This window comes from Polaromonas aquatica (assembly GCF_042659145.1).
In the GTDB taxonomy this organism is placed as follows: Bacteria; Pseudomonadota; Gammaproteobacteria; order Burkholderiales; family Burkholderiaceae_C; genus Polaromonas; species Polaromonas aquatica.
Genome location: NZ_JBHSRS010000084.1, coordinates 435514 through 451885, shown reverse-complemented (window position 1 = coordinate 451885; position 16372 = coordinate 435514). Strand labels below are relative to the sequence as shown.

General features: G+C 59.9%; 21 protein-coding genes. 8 read left to right on the top strand and 13 right to left on the bottom strand.

Annotated elements, in window-relative coordinates; translation table 11 throughout:
* Positions 1-44 precede the first annotated feature (44 nt).
* Together ACFQND_RS23320 and gltS are read left to right on the top strand one after the other, a co-directional pair.
* Positions 45-1355 carry an MFS family transporter gene (locus ACFQND_RS23320; protein WP_371439926.1) on the top strand — a complete coding sequence of 437 codons (1311 nt, stop codon included), beginning with the start codon at positions 45-47 and terminating at the stop codon, positions 1353-1355.
* A gap of 210 nt (positions 1356-1565) precedes the next feature.
* Positions 1566-2762: a sodium/glutamate symporter gene (gene gltS, locus ACFQND_RS23315; RefSeq protein ID WP_371439925.1), complete on the top strand. Its 1197-nt coding sequence runs from the start codon at positions 1566-1568 to the stop codon at positions 2760-2762.
* 30 nt (positions 2763-2792) lie between these two features.
* Here gltS and ACFQND_RS23310 read toward each other — a convergent pair whose 3' ends face one another.
* From ACFQND_RS23310 to ACFQND_RS23300, 3 genes are all read right to left on the bottom strand, one after another.
* Positions 2793-3587 carry a YbaY family lipoprotein gene (locus ACFQND_RS23310; RefSeq protein ID WP_371439924.1) on the bottom strand — a complete coding sequence of 265 codons (795 nt, stop codon included), beginning with the start codon at positions 3585-3587 and terminating at the stop codon, positions 2793-2795.
* A gap of 172 nt (positions 3588-3759) precedes the next feature.
* Positions 3760-4638 (bottom strand): peptidoglycan DD-metalloendopeptidase family protein, encoded by an 879-nt coding sequence (locus tag ACFQND_RS23305; protein ID WP_371439923.1) that lies wholly within the window; start codon positions 4636-4638, stop codon positions 3760-3762.
* Positions 4639-4717: 79 nt separating this feature from the next.
* Positions 4718-5344, bottom strand: a complete 627-nt coding sequence (locus ACFQND_RS23300; protein WP_371439922.1) for a mechanosensitive ion channel family protein — start codon at positions 5342-5344, stop codon at positions 4718-4720.
* A gap of 300 nt (positions 5345-5644) precedes the next feature.
* Here ACFQND_RS23300 and ACFQND_RS23295 point away from each other — a divergent pair, with 300 nt between their 5' ends.
* From ACFQND_RS23295 to ACFQND_RS23285, 3 genes are read left to right on the top strand one after another with little or no spacing between them, the layout of a single operon-like run.
* The gene (locus tag ACFQND_RS23295; protein ID WP_371439921.1) at positions 5645-6115 is read left to right on the top strand and encodes an SRPBCC family protein; all 471 of its coding nucleotides are present in this window, start codon (positions 5645-5647) and stop codon (positions 6113-6115) included.
* Between the two features lie 48 nt (positions 6116-6163).
* Positions 6164-6640, top strand: a complete 477-nt coding sequence (locus ACFQND_RS23290; RefSeq protein WP_371439920.1) for an SRPBCC family protein — start codon at positions 6164-6166, stop codon at positions 6638-6640.
* Positions 6615-6968 (top strand): ArsR/SmtB family transcription factor, encoded by a 354-nt coding sequence (locus ACFQND_RS23285; protein WP_371439919.1) that lies wholly within the window; start codon positions 6615-6617, stop codon positions 6966-6968. The genes ACFQND_RS23290 and ACFQND_RS23285 overlap by 26 nt, the downstream gene beginning before the upstream one ends.
* 71 nt (positions 6969-7039) lie before the next feature.
* Here the strand turns inward: ACFQND_RS23285 and ACFQND_RS23280 are convergent, their stop codons facing one another.
* The gene (locus ACFQND_RS23280; protein WP_371439918.1) at positions 7040-7474 is read right to left on the bottom strand and encodes a DUF1801 domain-containing protein; all 435 of its coding nucleotides are present in this window, start codon (positions 7472-7474) and stop codon (positions 7040-7042) included.
* 51 nt (positions 7475-7525) lie between these two features.
* Positions 7526-8140 (bottom strand): DUF938 domain-containing protein, encoded by a 615-nt coding sequence (locus ACFQND_RS23275; RefSeq protein ID WP_371439917.1) that lies wholly within the window; start codon positions 8138-8140, stop codon positions 7526-7528.
* Between the two features lie 277 nt (positions 8141-8417).
* On the opposite strand from ACFQND_RS23275, the gene ACFQND_RS23270 reads away from it, so the two are divergent.
* Positions 8418-8600, top strand: a complete 183-nt coding sequence (locus ACFQND_RS23270) for a hypothetical protein (RefSeq protein ID WP_371439916.1) — start codon at positions 8418-8420, stop codon at positions 8598-8600.
* 155 nt (positions 8601-8755) lie between these two features.
* Here the strand turns inward: ACFQND_RS23270 and ACFQND_RS23265 are convergent, their stop codons facing one another.
* Complete coding sequence (locus ACFQND_RS23265) at positions 8756-9283, bottom strand: hypothetical protein (RefSeq protein WP_371439915.1); 528 nt, start codon at positions 9281-9283, stop codon at positions 8756-8758.
* 160 nt (positions 9284-9443) lie between these two features.
* On the opposite strand from ACFQND_RS23265, the gene ACFQND_RS23260 reads away from it, so the two are divergent.
* Positions 9444-10163, top strand: a complete 720-nt coding sequence (locus tag ACFQND_RS23260; protein WP_371439914.1) for an SOS response-associated peptidase — start codon at positions 9444-9446, stop codon at positions 10161-10163.
* A 135-nt stretch (positions 10164-10298) separates the two neighbouring features.
* Here ACFQND_RS23260 and ACFQND_RS23255 read toward each other — a convergent pair whose 3' ends face one another.
* The 6 genes from ACFQND_RS23255 to ACFQND_RS23230 all read right to left on the bottom strand — a co-directional run bounded on the left by ACFQND_RS23255 (position 10299) and on the right by ACFQND_RS23230 (position 14041).
* Positions 10299-10940 carry a glutathione S-transferase family protein gene (locus ACFQND_RS23255; RefSeq protein ID WP_371439913.1) on the bottom strand — a complete coding sequence of 214 codons (642 nt, stop codon included), beginning with the start codon at positions 10938-10940 and terminating at the stop codon, positions 10299-10301.
* 98 nt (positions 10941-11038) lie between these two features.
* Positions 11039-11506, bottom strand: coding sequence for a tellurite resistance TerB family protein (locus tag ACFQND_RS23250; protein WP_371439912.1), 468 nt, complete (start codon positions 11504-11506; stop codon positions 11039-11041).
* Positions 11507-11616: 110 nt separating this feature from the next.
* The gene (locus tag ACFQND_RS23245; protein ID WP_371439911.1) at positions 11617-12057 is read right to left on the bottom strand and encodes an RcnB family protein; all 441 of its coding nucleotides are present in this window, start codon (positions 12055-12057) and stop codon (positions 11617-11619) included.
* A gap of 416 nt (positions 12058-12473) precedes the next feature.
* Positions 12474-12686 carry a retron Se72 family effector protein gene (locus ACFQND_RS23240; RefSeq protein ID WP_371439910.1) on the bottom strand — a complete coding sequence of 71 codons (213 nt, stop codon included), beginning with the start codon at positions 12684-12686 and terminating at the stop codon, positions 12474-12476.
* Positions 12676-13839: a reverse transcriptase family protein gene (locus tag ACFQND_RS23235; RefSeq protein ID WP_371439909.1), complete on the bottom strand. Its 1164-nt coding sequence runs from the start codon at positions 13837-13839 to the stop codon at positions 12676-12678. The genes ACFQND_RS23240 and ACFQND_RS23235 overlap by 11 nt, the downstream gene beginning before the upstream one ends.
* Before the next feature lie 19 nt (positions 13840-13858).
* Positions 13859-14041 carry a hypothetical protein gene (locus tag ACFQND_RS23230; protein WP_371439908.1) on the bottom strand — a complete coding sequence of 61 codons (183 nt, stop codon included), beginning with the start codon at positions 14039-14041 and terminating at the stop codon, positions 13859-13861.
* 226 nt (positions 14042-14267) lie between these two features.
* Between ACFQND_RS23230 and ACFQND_RS23225 the strand changes: the two genes are divergently transcribed.
* On the top strand, positions 14268-14399 hold the full coding sequence (locus ACFQND_RS23225; protein ID WP_371439907.1) for a hypothetical protein: 132 nt from the start codon (positions 14268-14270) through the stop codon (positions 14397-14399).
* A gap of 23 nt (positions 14400-14422) precedes the next feature.
* On the opposite strand, the gene ACFQND_RS23220 is transcribed toward ACFQND_RS23225, so the two are convergent.
* On the bottom strand, positions 14423-16279 hold the full coding sequence (locus ACFQND_RS23220) for a glutamine--tRNA ligase/YqeY domain fusion protein (RefSeq protein WP_371439906.1): 1857 nt from the start codon (positions 16277-16279) through the stop codon (positions 14423-14425).
* Positions 16280-16372: the final 93 nt, after the last annotated feature.

Below are 16372 nucleotides of genomic sequence, written 5' to 3'. Positions count from 1 at the left end.
AAAATTTCCGACGACAAACAGGCTTTGCAGCGGCATCATGGCGCATGGCCGACACTGCAAACCCCTCCGCAGCTCCACACTACACCGAGCATGAAAAGCGTCATCGCATCTTCTCCATCATGGCGGCCTCGTCGGGCAACCTCGTGGAGTGGTTCGATTTTTATATCTACGCGTTTTGTGCGGTGTATTTCGCGCCGTCCTTTTTTCCCAAGTCCGACCCCACGGCCCAGTTGCTGAACACCGCCGGCATTTTTGCCGCGGGTTTCCTGATGCGTCCGATTGGCGGCTGGCTTTTCGGCCGCATCGCAGACCGCAACGGCCGCAAGAACTCCATGGTGATTTCGGTCTCCATGATGTGCGGCGGTTCGCTGCTCATCGCCTGCCTGCCGACCTATGCCAGTATCGGCGCCTGGGCGCCCGCGCTGCTGCTGGTGGCGCGGCTGTTCCAGGGCTTGTCGGTTGGCGGTGAATACGGCACTACCGCCACCTACATGAGCGAGGTCGCGCTGCGCGGCCAGCGCGGCTTTTATTCTTCCTTCCAGTACGTCACGCTGATAGGCGGCCAGTTGCTGGCCGTGCTGGTGGTTGTGGTGCTCCAGCAGCTCATGGACGATGCCGAGCTGCGCGCCTGGGGCTGGCGCATCCCGTTTGTGATCGGCGCCATCACCGCCGTCGTCGCGCTGCTGCTGCGCCGCACGCTGCACGAAACAACGACAGCCGAAGGCCGCGCCAACAAGAATGCCGGCACCATCTCGCACCTGTTCAGCCACCACAAGGCGGCGTTTTTCACGGTGCTGGGTTACACGGCCGGCGGCTCGCTGATCTTCTACACCTTCACCACCTACATGCAGAAGTACCTGGTCAACTCGGCCGGCATGTCCATCAAGACCGCCAGCAACGTCATGACGGTGTGCCTGTTCCTCTACATGTGCATGCAGCCGCTGTTCGGTGCGCTGTCGGACCGCATAGGCCGGCGCACCAACATGCTGCTCTTCGGTGCGCTGGGCGCAGTGGCAACGGTGCCCATACTCAGCGCACTGCAGGGCGTGACCAGTCCCTTCATGGCTGGTGTACTGATCGTGCTGGCACTGGCCATCGTGAGTTTTTACACCTCCATCAGCGGCATCGTGAAAGCCGAGATGTTCCCGCCCGAGGTCCGGGCACTGGGTGTGGGCCTGGCCTACGCCGTAGCCAACGCCATCTTCGGCGGCTCGGCCGAGTACGTTGCGCTGGGCCTGAAATCCATAGGCCACGAATCGGCGTTTTACTGGTATGTGACGGTCATGATGGTCATCGCGTTTGCAGTGGCCTGGCGTTTGCCGCGCGAGGGCAAGTACCTGCACCACGACCACTGAAGCAGCGGCCCCCATTTTCACTTGCGGGCGCCAGCCTGTGGTGAATGCACATGGGCTTGATCGGAAATTGCCGCCTCCATTTGCAGCCTGTGACCAGGCCCTGGCGATAGAATTGATCGCTGGCGCCTGGCATACGCGCGCCGGAAGCTATGCATTTAATAGCGCTTCAGATGGGCAAGTGTTGCCTGACCCCCTCAAGGACACATGACCATGATCATCATTTCCCTCGACATCGCCCAAACCGTCGGCATGGCCGCCGTGTTGCTGGTGGTGGGCGAGTTCATCAAGAAAAAAGTCGGGCTGCTCGCGCGTTATTTCATTCCCGGCCCCATCATTGGCGGGGTCTTGTTTTCGCTGGTGGCGCTGGTGGGCCACGAGACCGGCAGCTTTGTGCTGCACTTTGACGATGACGTGCGCACCCTGATGCTGCTGGTGTTTTTTACCACCATCGGTTTTTCCGCCAGTTTCGAGCTGTTGAAAAAAGGCGGCGTGGGTGTGGCGCTGTTTCTGGCGGCAGCCATAGGGCTGGTGCTGATGCAGAACACGCTGGGCGCGCTGCTGGCCTCGGCCCTGGGTGTGCATCCGCTCATAGGTGTGGCTGCAGGGTCGATTGCACTCACAGGCGGGCACGGCACCGCGGCAGCCTTTGGCCCGTTGCTGGAGCAGTCCGGTGTGGTGGGCGCCTTGCCGGCGGCCATTGCCGCCGCCACCTTCGGGCTGGTGGCCGGCTGTGCGATTGGAGGGCCGGTCGGCAAGCTGCTGATGCGGCGCAAGGGATTGCGCGGACCGGACGAGTCCGCCGTTGCCGTCGTGTCGCAGGCCGCGCAAACGCAGGATGTCGATGCGGGCAGCAAGGGGGCTCTCATGCACGCTGCCATCCTGATTTCGGTGGCGATTGGTGTGGGTACCGTGCTGGTGAATTTGCTCAGCGCCCGAGGCATTGTGCTGCCGGCTTACCTCGGCCCCATGGTGCTGGCGGCCCTGATGCGCAATGTCATCGACTGGCGCCAGGCGCGCTTGCCGACGCGCCAGTTCGAGGCGGTGGGCCAGGTGTCGCTGGCGTTTTTCCTGGCCATGGCGCTGATGTCCATGAAACTCTGGGAACTGGCCGAGGTGGCCGGCCCGTTGCTGCTGATCCTGCTGGCGCAGACGGCGCTGATGTTCGCCTACGCCTACTGGGTAACCTTCCGCATCATGGGCAGCGACTATGACGCGGCTGTCATCGCCACCGGCCACTGCGGCTTCAGCATGGGTGCTACGCCCAACGCCATGGCCAATATGCAGGCCTTCACCAGCGCCAACGGCCCGTCGGCGAAGGCATTTTTTGTGATCCCGCTGGTGGGCTCGCTGTTTATCGACTTCTTCAACGCCGTGATCATCACGGGGTTTGTGAACTACCTCAAGTAAGGGGCAGGCGGGCCTGGGCTGGCTTTCGCCTCACTGCAGGTAAACCGCTTCAAAGCGCGCCAGCACCTGTGTGCCGCCCAGCAGGCTCAGCTGCTGCCCTTCTATGCGTTGCCCGGTGGTGGTGGCGAGCATTTCAAGAATGCTGTTTTCAAGCTCGCCGAGCGCTGGCGTGCAGGCCATGAGCGTGCCGGCAATCTGCGAGAACTTCAGGGCTGGGCCGTCCTGCGTGTAAGTCCCAACCAATGCGTTGCAGCCGCTGAATCCATTCAAACGAGGACTGTCGCCGCTCAGCATGATGCCGGCTTCGCGCTGCTGCTGGGGCAGCATGGCGACGGGCCGGCCGCCCACCTCGACCAGTTTCCAGTAGGTGTTTTGCAGCGTGGCCGCGGGGGCTTGCGCCTGTGCTGTCGAGGCATCGGAAAGAACGACATTCACCAGGTTGGGCGCGCCCTGTGTCAGCGCCGGGTACAGGCGTGTGGTGGTAAACCGCAGCTCTGAACCCACGGTGATGGTGGCCCGAACGGAATAACTTTGTTTCGGATCAATGGCGGAGCTGGGCACCTGCAGCGAGTAGGCCAATGGCGTCTGGCGCTGGCCGAAGGGCTCGCGCGTTTCAGCCAGCACCTGGGCGTTGTTGCCGGCGCTGGAGATGTCTTCAATCCGGACGGTCAGAACCGCTTCGGGCGGCAGGGCGATGCGCTGAAGGTAGGTGGCGCTGCCGCTGACCGTGACGAAATCTGTTGCCGGCTGGGCGTGCACGGCCGGTGTGAGGCCAGCCGCGATCACTGCGGCCAGAGCGGTGGCGAGGAAAGAGCGGGTTTTCATCGTATGGCACCTCCAGAAACGCATGGCCTGCTCAAGACGCAGATACAGGCCGTGAACAGGCTTCAGACATCATTGTGCGCCTGGTTTTGCCATGTTTTGGGCATGTTTTTGGCCTCCAGCCGCCGTGTTATGCGCGCAACCCGCTATTTAAATGATAGCGGTCCGGTGCCGCTCAGGCTGCGAGAAACAGCGCCGGGTCCACCATGGTGCGGTTCAGCATCACGCCCCAGTGCAGGTGCGGCCCGGTCACTCGGCCGGTGGCGCCCACTGCGCCCAGGCGCTCCCCGGTTTTCAGTACGTCACCGGTCTTCACGTCGGTGGCGCTCAGGTGGCAGTACATGGTCAGCAGGCCGCCGCCGTGGTCCAGCCACACCGTGTTGCCATTGAAAAAATAGTCACCCGTATCAATCACCCGGCCGGGCAACGGCGCAGTCACGGGCGTGCCCGTGCCGGCTGCGATGTCCATGCCGCTGTGCGGATTGCGTGCCTGCCCGTTGAACACGCGCCGCAAGCCGAAGGAGCTGGAGCGCCGCCCCGGCACCGGCACCTGCATGCGCAATGTGGATGCCTGCGGCAGCGGTGTGCTGAAAGTGGCGATGACCACCGCCTGGTGGTCCCGCTCGCGCTCGTAACGCGCCTGGTCCTGCGGCGACAGGTCCACGGTTTTGGGTGACACCTTCAGGCGCTGCTCGCTGTAACGTTTGGGTGCAATGGTGTAGGCCATCTGCCGTGGCCCCTTGCCTTCGGTCTGCACCATGATGCTTGCTTCGCCGGGTACGGCCGCCAGCGGAATGCCCACCAGCGCAGTCCAGTCACTCGCATCACCGAGTACCAGCAAAGGCACATCACCCGTGTGCGCGGCAGGCCGCAGCGCTGCCGGGCCAAGCGACAGGCGGGCGACACCACCGGGGACCTGGGCCGCCCTGGGCCAAACCTCGGGTGACGCGGTAGGAGATGAGGCGGTTGGCCTGGCCGCGAATGAGGCTGGCCAGGCCAGCAGGCCCAGCGTGGCAAACAAGGCAGAGCGGCGGTTGTTGGAGTGTGTGGTCACGGCGGGCGATCAGGGTGGATTCAGTGTGAAGGGGGTCAACCCGGGAGTATCAGGCCGCTGTTGTGGTGGCTGCGCCGTTTCACGACGCCAGCGTTTCGGTCGCGGCCTGCACTGCGGGTGTTTCCGGCGTGGCGGGTCGTGCGGGTTCTCCGCCTTTCCAGCGCCGCACCACGCGCTGGAAGATCAGTGCATTGGGAATCTGCAGCAAGGTGCCTGCGGACCCGGCGTTGCTGTCTTCAAGCGTGGTGTAGAGCAGGTTGATGTCTATCACGCGGCCGCGGGCGCCGGGCTTCTCGGCCGTGTCCAGCAGTTCGATGGTGTCGCCCCGGCGAAACGGCCCCACGGTGAAGATCAGGAAGGCGCAAAACAGGTTGGACAGCACGCTCCAGGCGGCAAAAAAGGCCACGGCGCCGACAGTGGCAAACCCGGTGAAGGCCGTCCATAAAACAGTGGCCGAAACGCCCAGCCGCTCAAGCACCAGCATCAGCGCCGCAATCATGATGGTCCATCGAAGAAAACCCTTCAGCGGCATCGTCAGTTCCATCGGCAGCTGGTAGTGCTCTCCGGCGCGATTCACGAGGCGGCGAAGCATGTGCTGCAGCACCCAGGCGACCAGCAGGATCAGCAGGATCTGCACGCCCGGCACAATGATTTCAAGCCAGTCTAGCGTCCAGTCGGGCAGGTAGGAGATCAGTGGTCGGCGCATGTGCGTATTGTCTGTTGGGGGCTGGAAAGCGTGGGGTGAGAGGGGACGTCAGGCCGCAGATTTTAGTGCGCCTGTGTTTGTTGCTGCTACGCGTTTTGCCGCGTGCGCTGGCTCCACCATAACCGAGTGCTGACGCAACTGCCCAATTTCTCAAAGACTCTGTAACGGGATCTGGAGGAAGCTTTTGCCATCTGGATGGGTTTTGTTTAAATGCAATAAATTTGTTGCATGATGGATTTTTTCGGAGCAGAATAAACGTGCAATCAATTTATTGCATATTTATTCTTCAAGGAGATTTTCATGAAGCACTACCAACGCCAAATCCTGCTGTCTGCCACGCCTGCCGCCGTGTACCAGGCCCTGGCCACGCCCGAAGGCCTGCGCAGCTGGTGGACGCAGACCTGCGACATTGCCACCGCCGTGGGCGGACGGTCCACCTTCCGTTTTGGCGAGCACTACAAGGTCATGCAGGTCAAAAGCCTGGCGCCTGAGCGGGAAGTGCGCTGGCATTGCGTGGAGGCCCTGATCAATGTCGACGCCTTCACCCGCAAGGACGAATGGGTAGGCACAGACATCGTCTTCAAGCTCACGCCGCAGCCCGGCGGCAAAACCTTGCTGGACTTTGAACACGTCGGCCTCACGCCGGACTTTGAATGTTTTGGGGTCTGCGAGCGCGGCTGGGACCTTTATCTCGGCAGCCTGCAAAGCCTGGTCGAGACGGGGCAGGGCACGCCTCACCTCTCCACGCAAGCGAACTGCTGCTCTGCCTGAACACGCCCGCCATCCACGCCGTTAACATTAACCTTCAGGAGATTCCCCATGACCACCGAAAGCAGCACCGATCGCATCGAACGCAGCATCCACATCAAGGCCCCGCGCACCAGGGTTTGGGGCGCACTTTCCAATGCCGAGGCCTATGGCAAATGGTTTGGCGCCAACCTCAGCGGCAAGACATTTGCTGCCGGCCAGCGTGTGCAGGGACCCATCACCATCAAGGGTTTTGAGCATGTGGTGTTTGACGTGGTGATCGAACGCGTCGAACCCGAAACCCTGATGAGCTATCGCTGGCACCCTCATGCGATAGACCCCGCCGTCGATTATTCGCAAGAAGAGCGCACCCTGGTGACCTTTACCCTCAAGGATGCGCCCGAGGGCACGCTGCTGACGGTGGTTGAAACCGGCTTTGACAAGGTGCCGCCCGGCCGCCGCATGCAGGCCTTCCGCGGCAACGGCAATGGCTGGTCGCAACAGCTCGACAACATTGCCCGCTATGCCGCAAACCAATCCACGAACTGACAAGGCCGCGGCGGCCGGCGCCGACCTGGCATCGGTCTTCTTCGCGCTGGGCGACAGGACGCGCCTGCAACTGGTTGCCGTGCTTTGTGCGGGCGGCGCTTTTTCCATCGCGCAACTCACCGCCAACACCGATCTCACCCGGCAGGCCGTGACCAGGCATTTGCAGGTGCTGGCCGATGCCGGCCTGGTCAGGGACCTGAAGGTCGGCCGCGAACGGCTGTGGCAGTTTGATCCGGCCCAGATGGAAGAGGCGCGCAAGTCGCTGGAAGTGATTGGCCGGCAGTGGGAGCAGGCACTGGGAAGTTTGAAGGCTTCGCTGGAAGGCTAGGGCGCGCCGTCAGGCGATGGCGGATGCTGGCACGCTGCTGCTGGCGTCCAGGGTCGCGGGAAACGCCCGCTTCACCGGCGCACTTTGCCGGCGCTGTTCAGTGCTGCAGCGGCGCGTATGAGCGTCTTGAAGGCCGGCTCATCGATCTCATCACCCTCGTGAAGGTCAATGGCGCGCCTCGTGTTGCCTTCAAGGCTGGAATTGAACAGTCCTGAAGGGTCCTGGATCGAAGCGCCCCTGGCGAACGTCAGCTTCACGGCCTTCTTGTATGTCTCGCCGGTACAGATCAGTCCATCATGAGACCAGACCGGAACGCGCCACTTCCACTCTTCAACTACCTCGGGGTCAGCCTGTTTGATGAGCGCGCGAACATGGGCGAGCGTCTTGCCCCTCCAGTCATCCAGCTCGCTGATCCTTGCGTCGATCAGCTGGGAGGGGGCGTCGCCTCCTTCCTGTTCCTTCGGAGCGCTCCTGCTTTTTGTCATGATTGTTGTCGCCTTTTTCATGGTTGTGGCCATTTTGAAAGGATAACCCGGTGCTTATTTTCTGGCCAGGCGCTAGCGGTCATCCGCTTTGGCCCAGACCAGCAGCAGATTGTTGGCAGGCATCGCATGCCGCGCCTGCAGGCGAAGGCCCGCCCGGGCTGCCTCCTGCGCGACATCCTCCTTGCGGCGGATTCCCCAAGCCGGGTCTTGTGCACGCAGGCTTTTATCGAAGCCCAGGTTGCCTTCTGACGTTGGTACGCCGTCTTCCAGATAAGGCCCATAAGTCACCAGCACACCGCCCGGTGCCAGGTGGCGTGCGCTGCCCTGCATCAGCGCGGCGCAGGTCGTCCAGGGCGAGATGTGCAGCATGTTGGCGCAGTAGATCAGGTCAAAAGCAACATCGCCCGGCAGCCATTCAGGCGCCATGACGTCGAGCACCAGGGGCGGGCGCACATTAAGCAAACCCTGCCCGGCCACCCAGGCAGAGATGGAGTCCAGCGCGGCGGGCACCGCGTCGGTTGCTTGCCATGTCCATTGAGGCAGATTTGCGGCAAACCAGGCGACGTGCTGGCCTGTGCCTGATGCGATCTCAAGAGCGATGCCATGATCCGGCAAGACCTCACGCAGGACATCCAGTATGGGCTGCTTGTTGCGGTCTGCTGCGGGGCTGAAGTTGGGCTTTGACATGGGTGAGATTAGACCGCACAGGCGATGGCTGCGGTGAGATACGTCACGGTGCTAGCGTCATCGCGACGCGAAAGCCGATATCCAGTGCACTGCTGGCTTCGCCGTCGAACACGCGGTAAGCCGAGCTGGCTCTTGATGGCCCCGCGACCCAGGAGCCGCCACGCAGCACCCGGTCCTGGCTGCTGCAATCACGCGTCCAGGCGCTGCCATCGGCGGGCGCGACGGCGGCAAGCCACCCGCCGCCCTGATGCGGGCCAGCTCCGCCGGTGCTGCGCCCATGATGAAACTGCCGGCGGGGATGATCACCATCTCAGGGCAGATATCGCAGCTTTTAAATACCCTGACGGTGACCGGGGTGGTGTCTGCGGCTGCGGGCAGGGCCGCCGACAGAAAAACCATGGCAAAAAAGAACAGCAAGGCGTGCTTGCGAGTCATGGCGGTGGGCATGGATTCAGTCTAACCGTCGCTGATGGGGCGCTGGGCGGCTGAAAGCGGGCCACGGAGAAAAACCAAAGCCGGCGAGGTGCCGGCTTGCTGGTTTAATTTGCTATACCTTTGATAGCTGGTTGCGCCCGTTCTACCGGGGCTACAGGCACTTTTTCCTTAAGAAACGGCTTAAACGGCCCTGGAAGCGCGGCGCTGGCTGAAGGCTGATGGGCGTTTGGCGCTCACAGTCGTTACATCGTCGCCTGCAATCTTGCTGGCCAGGTCCGCGGTTTTTTGCTCGATCTGTGCGGCCAGTTTGCTCAGTGCCAATGCGCCTGGAGCCGTGGCTTGCGCCAGCGTCTGCAGCGCGGTCACGCCGGTTTTTTCTTCAAACAGGGCTGCGTTCGCCGCAGCGCGCTCGACACCGGCCTCGGCCACCTTGACCAGTTGCTTGACAACTTGCTGCGCGCCATCGGTCGTCAGGCTCAGGCCCTTGAAGTAGAAGGTGCTGAATGCGACCTGCGCAGCCGAGGCGTTTTTGGCGACTTCAGCCGTCAGCTCCGGGCGCGACTCTTTCAGTGCGCGGTTCCAGCGCTGCTCCAGCAGGCTGACCACACGCTCGCCGCCGGCGCGGTAGGCATCGATAACGTTTTTGGCGGTATTGCCGTAAGACGCGATCAGATCGCTGGCAACGGTAGACAGGTTTTTGGCGCTCATGGCGTTTCCTTTGAGTAGGTTTGAAACTGGAGAGATGCCGCTATATTGCGGGTTTTCCCTAGTGAGTGCGACCTAATGGGCTAGAGAGGTGAGCCCAGCCGGGGCTTGTTTGTATAAGGGTTTTGCAAGCCGGGCAGCGGCACTGCGATAGCATCGCCGCATGAGTACCCAATACGAGAGCATTAAAACCGCGACGCTTTACCCCGATGTCTTTCGTGTGGCGGCCCCTGTTTCACCCGTGGAACGCCAGGTGTGGCCGCGCCAGCCGGGTGTTTTCATCCGCGTGACAAAAACAGAAGAAACCGAAGATGCCCAGGAGACCGCCGACGCTGACAAGCCCTCGCGTGCGCTGCCATCGCATGAACTGGTCGCCGGGCAGTTTGGCCTGGTGCCGCGCTGGGTCAAGTCGGCTTCCGACGCCAAGCTGCGTTCGACCAAGCTGGTCAACGCACGGTCAGAAACCGTCACCACATCCAGCAACTTTCGCGAAGCCTGGCTGGCCGGGCAGCGCTGCATCGTGCCCATGATGGCCTTCATGGAAGACGACTGGCGCAGCGGCAAGGCCGTGCCCACGCGCATTGCCAGGGTCGATGGCAAACCCATGGGGGTGGCAGGCTTGTGGGAGAGCTGGACGGGCGCGGATGGCGAGACCATCGTCAGCTACACCCTGCTCACGGTGAATGCCAACAGCCACGCCCTGATGAGCCGCTACCAGCAGCCCGGCAATGAAAAGCGCATGCTGGCCATCCTGAACGAGGGCGCCTACGACGCCTGGCTGGGCGCCCGCCATGAGAAGGCCAAAGAGTTCATGCGGGCCTATCCGGCCAACTGGCTGCACGCCAACCCGGTTGAGAAAAAGCCGCTGGGCATCATCCACTAACCAGCTTGAACCGAAAATTCAAGCGAAATGCTGCTGTAGCGATTGATTGGCAAGCGCAAGCGGCTATAAAAATAATAGCGTATTCAGTCTGGTGAACCCGGTGCAAAATCCCGCACCGGGGCCACATTGAAAAAGCTAGGTCTTGCTGGTTGCCGCCTTGCGATCCGCCAGCACCTTCTGTGCGCTGGGTCGCTCGCCGACCAGTTTGATGTAGGGTTTGTAGTCCACACCGGCGGCCAGCAGCAGGTCTTCGCCATACACCGCCTTGGTGGCCATGCCCACCAGCGGCAGGCTGGCAAACGCGGCGCAGTCGGCCAGGGTGAAGGTGTCACCCGCCGCATAGGGCGCGAACTTGACGAGGCGCTTGAAGGCCAGGATGTTCTTGTCCAGCTGCTTGCGAATGCGCGCCAGGCTTGACTCGCTTACGCTGCCGCCAAAAAAGGCCTGCGGGTACAGGTCGCGCGCCACCAGCTCCAGGTGCAGGTCAATGAAGGTGACGAGCTCGCGCACCTTGGCTGCGGCAAACGGGTCTGCCGGCAGCAATGGCGGATTGGGATAAGCAGCCTCTATGTATTCGACGATGGCCTCGCTCTCGCACAAGCCGCCCTGCGGCGTGCGGATGAACGGGATCTTGGCCAGCGGCGAGATGGACAGCACTGCTTCGTCAGTGCTTTTGGTGGCCACATGTTCTTCGGTAAACGGCACGCCTTTTTCAAGCAGCGCGAGCTTGACCTTGTTGTAGTAGTTTGAAACAGGAAAGCCGCAAAGCGTGATCATGGTGAAGGTCTCCGTAGGGTGTGTGGCGCCAAGTTTAGGCGCTGTGCACTGCCGTCACCTGGCACGCGGGAGACACCGGGTTTCATGTGCCCTGGCGACTATCCAAGCTGCGCCGCTTCCTTGGCCCGCATCTTGGCGCCTATGTACTCGCCCTGGGTCACGTAGAGCAGGTTTGCAATCTTGCCGATCAGGCTGATTTCGTTCGCGTCAAGATGGGCGTCGGCATAAGCCACCCGCCACATGGCCTCCACCACCTCGATTTTCTGCGCCTGCGTGAACTGCTCGTTCATGCTGCTGGTGAAGTGGTAGTAGTCATTGGCCGTTTGGGCTGCCTGCCTGGCCTGCTGCACCAGTTGCGCCAGCGCGTCATCGGGCAGGGCAAACCTTTCACGCAGCGCAGCCATGATCGCCGCTTGCTGCGCGGCATCCGAGCTGCCGTCTACCCGCATCACCTCCGTCAGCAGCACGGCCGTGGCCAGTTGAAGCGCATGCTCACGCTCCTGCGGCGACTGGCTGCCGGCCGGGGCCAGCAGGCTTTCAAACAGTTCCTTGAGGGCGTGCAGCATTCGTTGTTCTCATCAGTGGATATGGGTATATGGAGCAGCGCGTGCGCCATTGGTTCCAGCGAAAGCCCGGGCGCGCATGGCTCACCCGGGCTTCGCGGTATGCCGCCACTTTAGCGGCTAAGAACGATGTTGGCGATCAGGCCCGTGGCGATGGCAATCAGCACATAGTCACTGCCCACCTGCACCCATTGCTGGCCGCGTGGAGGTGGGCTCAGGTGGTAGGCGCGGTAGTCGGTCACGTAGTACTGGCGGTTGCGGAAATCGCGCGGAATGTAACCGCCGCGCCTGAATTCCGGGCCACGTGCGTTGTAGTAATGGCCGCGGTCATTGCGCCGCATGTCGCTGTGGTCAAAACGGTGGTCCATGGGGCGCGCATGACGGTACTGGTTGGGTTGCGGCCCATGCTGCGGACCGTGCTGCTGCTGAACCTGCGGCCGCCCCTGGGGTGGTCCGTTACGCCCGTCGTAGCCCTGGGCAAACGAGAGCGAGCTGAGGCTCACGCCGGCCAAGGCAATCGCACAAACGATGGTGGTGGACTTCATGGTTTTCATGGTGTGGCTCCTTGTGTTCTTGAGCCTCCATGGTGCATGGCGGATGTGTCTTGTCTGTATACCGCGCGGGCAGTTCGTGCAAAGAAGGGGGGCTAGTTGTGCCCGGAGGTTAGCTCGCCGTTCTGCGGGGTGCGCGGGATCTGGTTTCGCGCCAGAATGCGGGGATTTTTGTTTATGGACTCTGCAGTCTGTCGCGTGAGTAGTCCGGTAGCGAAAACGCATGTTGGCGATCCTGAACGAGGGCACCTACGCCGACTGGCTGAGTGCGGGAAAAGGCCAAGGAGTTCATGCGGGCGTATGCGGCTAGTTGGTTGTTGCCTAACCCGGTTGAGAGGAAAAGCTGATCAGGGGTTCAAACCAGTTCTTGATCGCGCGGGACGAACACCTCTTTGACTTTGTTGAGTCGAGGGAACGCTCTAACCCTCGCGTTTGACGCTGACAGCGCTAGGTCCTTTCTCGCCATGTTCGATTTGAAATCGCACCGTTGCTCCTTCAATTAAGGCTGCTTCATCAGCGACAGAGCTTCTAAAAAAAAAGAGATCCTTCCCCTTCTCCCTAGTGATAAACCCAAAACCTTTTAGAGGGTAGTAAACCTTGACTACTCCATAAGCTTGCGCATTATTCACCATAGGTAATTTTCTCCTTTGTACTGGTGGGCTGGCATAGACTCATCCGAATCCTCAATGCTTGTGCTAATCCGGTATCTGATCTAGAGAGGATATTGATTCGATACATCAGTTGGTGGAAACGTTCGATGTATGAGTATTTGCTTCGATCTCCTACCGATGTGCGTTCTATGACGTTAACCAGTTTGAGTGTTTTTGTTCGATCGCCGAGGTCGTAGTGGGGGAGGATTTTCCTCAGCCGAGCCCTATAGGGTTTGGACTCAGAATGCTTAAGATAGGATAGCTTTGCAACACGGCCGGATAAGCGATCATGCTCACGGTGGTACTCGGGGCTTGTCCTCGAGATTTTAAAAAGTTCTTCGCATCTGAACAGTTCTGAACGTATATCTATCCGCTCTGCTCGCCGAACTCGGGGATGCCCTCTGTTCAACCAAAGTCCCGTGACCTCCATCAGATCTTCCGGATTTGAGGCCGATGAAATTTTGGTTTTGCTACTTTTTAGTTTGAAATTTTTCCCGTGCAAAACGGCGGAAATACTATCAATAGTGGCTTTAAGCGTCGATGCTGACATCACTTTTGTAGAAGAGATGCACATGTCGTCGAGCAGACGGCTATAGCTTAATTTTTTCTGAGAAAATTCTCGAACGATTCGATGTTCAGTGTCGTAGAACACCAAGTTAGCTATGTGCGAGCTCGTGCAGGCACCCTGAGGAACTGATCCTTTTAGAGTCGTTAAGTCAGTTAGCAGCGTCGCGACTGAGTCTGGGAATTTGCAGAAATATTTGAATATCTTAAAGACATGCTTAGCTTGGATATTCGGATAAAAATCTTTTATGTCTAGAGTAATAAGCGCTTTTGCATTGGCGTGGATGCTTGCATTTTTGACATAATCGCGCCCCTCAATTCCGCCGAAAAGGTATTCGGGATATTTCACTTTTCCGAATACAAAGCGATTGATCCTTTTTTGAATTATTTTTAGATCATGATTCGGACTGGAAATTTCTCGTTTTTTGCCGTTTGCCTTATCTATTTCAAAATGCGTATATTTTGATGATGCGGTCGCTGCAAAATCGGTAAGAACTGTGACGCTCAACCCGAGCACTCCGGCTAGAGCTTCTGGACTGCCGATTGGTTTTTCGAGATAAGTTGGTTGCATAAAAAAACAGGCACTTACTTTAGAGGGGCAAACGCTCCAACAAAGATTCAAAAAGGTCCTCCACCTTTATCAGGAGAAAGAACCAATTGAGCCAACGGTAGGCTCCACTTTTGTTATTGCAGAGCTCACGCTCGGCAGTAGTCATCTTCTTAGCGGTGCGAGCACCGCAGGTTTTTAAGTTGGATTTTGTCTTTTTAGACATAACGCTTTCCTTTGGGTTATTCGCAGGGACATTCCTGCGACGTTCAACTACCAAAGGAAACGGAAAACTAACAACCTACCGTCAGCTCAAGTGCCTGCATGTTTCGTTCAACAACCGTATCTGTAAAAGGAGAGGCCGCGCCGTGCCGAATTACCTCGCATCGTCATCGGTCTTCACCCCTTACGCCCCGGTTAAGTTCCATACAGTTAACCTGATGGAACGTCTCATGCAAGAGACCCAGATTTTTCCGCTCAACTTAAAAGCTAATCAAAGAACAGTGGATCAGGTGTTTCACCTGATTTCGCAGGTGATCCTGCGAATGCTCATGGTAACGCATGAATACAAAAATGACAATTAGTCACATTGACTTTTGAGCGTGATTCATTTGCCAAATGAATCCTTCATTCCCGTCACCCGGTTCAATACGGCTTTACCCGTACCGTGGTCTACCAGGTCGGTCACAAAGTAGCCATGCCGCTCAAACTGGAAGCGCTGACCGGCGGGGATGCTGGCCATTGACGGCTCCACATAAGCCGTGACCACGCTCAAGCTGTTGGCGTTCAGGTTCTCCAGAAAATCATTGCCGTTCGCTTCGGGATGCGCTTCGGTAAACAGCCGGTCATACAGCCGTACTTCGGCCTGTACCGCATCGTTCACGCCTACCCAGGTAATCACACCCTTGACCTTGACACTGTCCGCGCCGGGCGTACCGCTCTTGGTGTCGGGGATCAACTTGGCTTGCACTTCGGTGACTTGGCCATTGGCGTCTTTGGTGGCGCCCACGCATTCGATGACGTGGCCGTACTTCAGGCGCACCTTGCTGGCGGCAATGGCCTGGCCGCTGGCATTGGTGTGCGCGGGGAAGAGGCGGAAGAAACCTTTGGGCGGTGTTTCTTCGTAGTCGGTGCGTTCAATCCACACCTCTTTGCCGATCTTGAAGTGGCGTGTGCCTTGTTCAGGGTGGTGTGGGTGCACGGGGGCGGAGCAGTCGTCCAATGTTCCGGCGCCCATGACCTCGTCCCAGTTGGTCAGCACCAGTTTGACGGGGTCGAGCACAGCCATGGCGCGCGGGGCGATGGGGTCCAGCGTGTCGCGCAGCGCGCCTTCGAGCGTGCTGTAGTCAATCCAGCTGTCGCTTTTGGACACGCCTATGCGTTCGGCAAAGAGTTGAATGGCTTCCGCCGTGTAGCCGCGGCGGCGCAGGCCGACGATGGTGGGCATGCGCGGGTCGTCCCAGCCGCTGACGCGTTTTTCGTTGACGAGTTGCGCGAGCTTGCGTTTGCTCGTCAGCACATAGGTGAGGTTGAGGCGCGCAAATTCGTACTGGTGCGGATGCGGTGTGGCGATCAGGCCGCCTTCACACAATCTGTCCAGCAGCCAGTCGTAAAACGGGCGCTGGTCTTCAAACTCCAGCGTGCAGATGCTGTGGGTGATCTGTTCCAGCGCGTCTTCGACCGGGTGGGCAAAGGTGTACATGGGGTAGATGCACCATTTGTCGCCGGTGTTGTGGTGGTGTGCGCGGCGTATGCGGTAAATGGCCGGGTCGCGCAGGTTGATGTTGGGCGAGGCCATGTCGATTTTGGCGCGCAGCACGGCGGCGCCGTCTTCGAGCTTGCCGTCGCGCATTTCGCGAAAGCGCGCCAGGTTTTCCGCCGGTGTGCGGCTGCGGAAGGGGCTGTCGGTGCCGGGCTTGACGAAGTCTCCGCGGTTGATGCGCATTTCTTCGGCGCTTTGTTCGTCCACATAGGCGTGGCCGGATTCGATCAGGTACTCGGCGGCGCGGTACATGAAGTCGAAGTAGTCGCTGGCCTGGTAGGGCGCGTCCTTGCCCGGCGCATTGCCGATCTGTGCCCAGTCAAACCCCAGCCACTTGACGGCTTCGATGATGGAGTCGACGTATTCGGTGTCTTCTTTTTCGGGATTGGTGTCGTCAAAACGCAGGTGGCACACGCCGCCGTAGTCGCGCGCCAGGCCGAAGTTCAGGCAAATGCTTTTGGCGTGGCCGACGTGCAGGTAGCCGTTGGGCTCGGGCGGAAAGCGCAGGCGCACCCTGGCCGGGTCCGGCTGGCCGGCGGCGTGGTGGGCGGCGTCGCCGGGGCTGCCACCCCATTTGCGGCTGGCATAGGTGCCATTGGCCAGGTCATGCTCAATGATCTGGCGCAAAAAGTTGCTCGGCTTGTGGGTTTCTTTGTCGGAGGCCGCGGGAGCCGTGGCTTTGGAGGGGGCGGGGGATGTCATCAGGTCATTTTAGGGCCCCCGGGAGTTACGTTTCGCTACGCTCTTAACAGGGCGTGCGGTAGGCGTTTGGCAATTGCATGCGTTTAATAGACA

Excerpts from the sequence above, each read along its gene's own strand:
- ACFQND_RS23320 (WP_371439926.1), top strand. The coding sequence starts at position 45 with ATGGCCGACACTGCAAACCCCTCCGCAGCTCCACACTACACCGAGCAT.
- ACFQND_RS23250 (WP_371439912.1), bottom strand. The coding sequence starts at position 11,506 with ATGCTGCACGCCCTCAAGGAACTGTTTGAAAGCCTGCTGGCCCCGGCC.
- ACFQND_RS23260 (WP_371439914.1), top strand. The coding sequence starts at position 9,444 with ATGAGTACCCAATACGAGAGCATTAAAACCGCGACGCTTTACCCCGAT.
- ACFQND_RS23255 (WP_371439913.1), bottom strand. The coding sequence starts at position 10,940 with ATGATCACGCTTTGCGGCTTTCCTGTTTCAAACTACTACAACAAGGTC.
- ACFQND_RS23280 (WP_371439918.1), bottom strand. The coding sequence starts at position 7,474 with ATGAAAAAGGCGACAACAATCATGACAAAAAGCAGGAGCGCTCCGAAG.
- ACFQND_RS23270 (WP_371439916.1), top strand. The coding sequence starts at position 8,418 with ATGATGAAACTGCCGGCGGGGATGATCACCATCTCAGGGCAGATATCG.
- ACFQND_RS23225 (WP_371439907.1), top strand. The coding sequence starts at position 14,268 with ATGCAAGAGACCCAGATTTTTCCGCTCAACTTAAAAGCTAATCAAAGA.
- ACFQND_RS23285 (WP_371439919.1), top strand. The coding sequence starts at position 6,615 with ATGCCGCAAACCAATCCACGAACTGACAAGGCCGCGGCGGCCGGCGCC.
- ACFQND_RS23290 (WP_371439920.1), top strand. The coding sequence starts at position 6,164 with ATGACCACCGAAAGCAGCACCGATCGCATCGAACGCAGCATCCACATC.
- gltS (WP_371439925.1), top strand. The coding sequence starts at position 1,566 with ATGATCATCATTTCCCTCGACATCGCCCAAACCGTCGGCATGGCCGCC.
- ACFQND_RS23265 (WP_371439915.1), bottom strand. The coding sequence starts at position 9,283 with ATGAGCGCCAAAAACCTGTCTACCGTTGCCAGCGATCTGATCGCGTCT.
- ACFQND_RS23300 (WP_371439922.1), bottom strand. The coding sequence starts at position 5,344 with ATGCGCCGACCACTGATCTCCTACCTGCCCGACTGGACGCTAGACTGG.
- ACFQND_RS23295 (WP_371439921.1), top strand. The coding sequence starts at position 5,645 with ATGAAGCACTACCAACGCCAAATCCTGCTGTCTGCCACGCCTGCCGCC.
- ACFQND_RS23275 (WP_371439917.1), bottom strand. The coding sequence starts at position 8,140 with ATGTCAAAGCCCAACTTCAGCCCCGCAGCAGACCGCAACAAGCAGCCC.
- ACFQND_RS23310 (WP_371439924.1), bottom strand. The coding sequence starts at position 3,587 with ATGAAAACCCGCTCTTTCCTCGCCACCGCTCTGGCCGCAGTGATCGCG.
- ACFQND_RS23230 (WP_371439908.1), bottom strand. The coding sequence starts at position 14,041 with ATGTCTAAAAAGACAAAATCCAACTTAAAAACCTGCGGTGCTCGCACC.
- ACFQND_RS23235 (WP_371439909.1), bottom strand. The coding sequence starts at position 13,839 with ATGCAACCAACTTATCTCGAAAAACCAATCGGCAGTCCAGAAGCTCTA.
- ACFQND_RS23245 (WP_371439911.1), bottom strand. The coding sequence starts at position 12,057 with ATGAAAACCATGAAGTCCACCACCATCGTTTGTGCGATTGCCTTGGCC.
- ACFQND_RS23240 (WP_371439910.1), bottom strand. The coding sequence starts at position 12,686 with ATGGTGAATAATGCGCAAGCTTATGGAGTAGTCAAGGTTTACTACCCT.
- ACFQND_RS23220 (WP_371439906.1), bottom strand. The coding sequence starts at position 16,279 with ATGACATCCCCCGCCCCCTCCAAAGCCACGGCTCCCGCGGCCTCCGAC.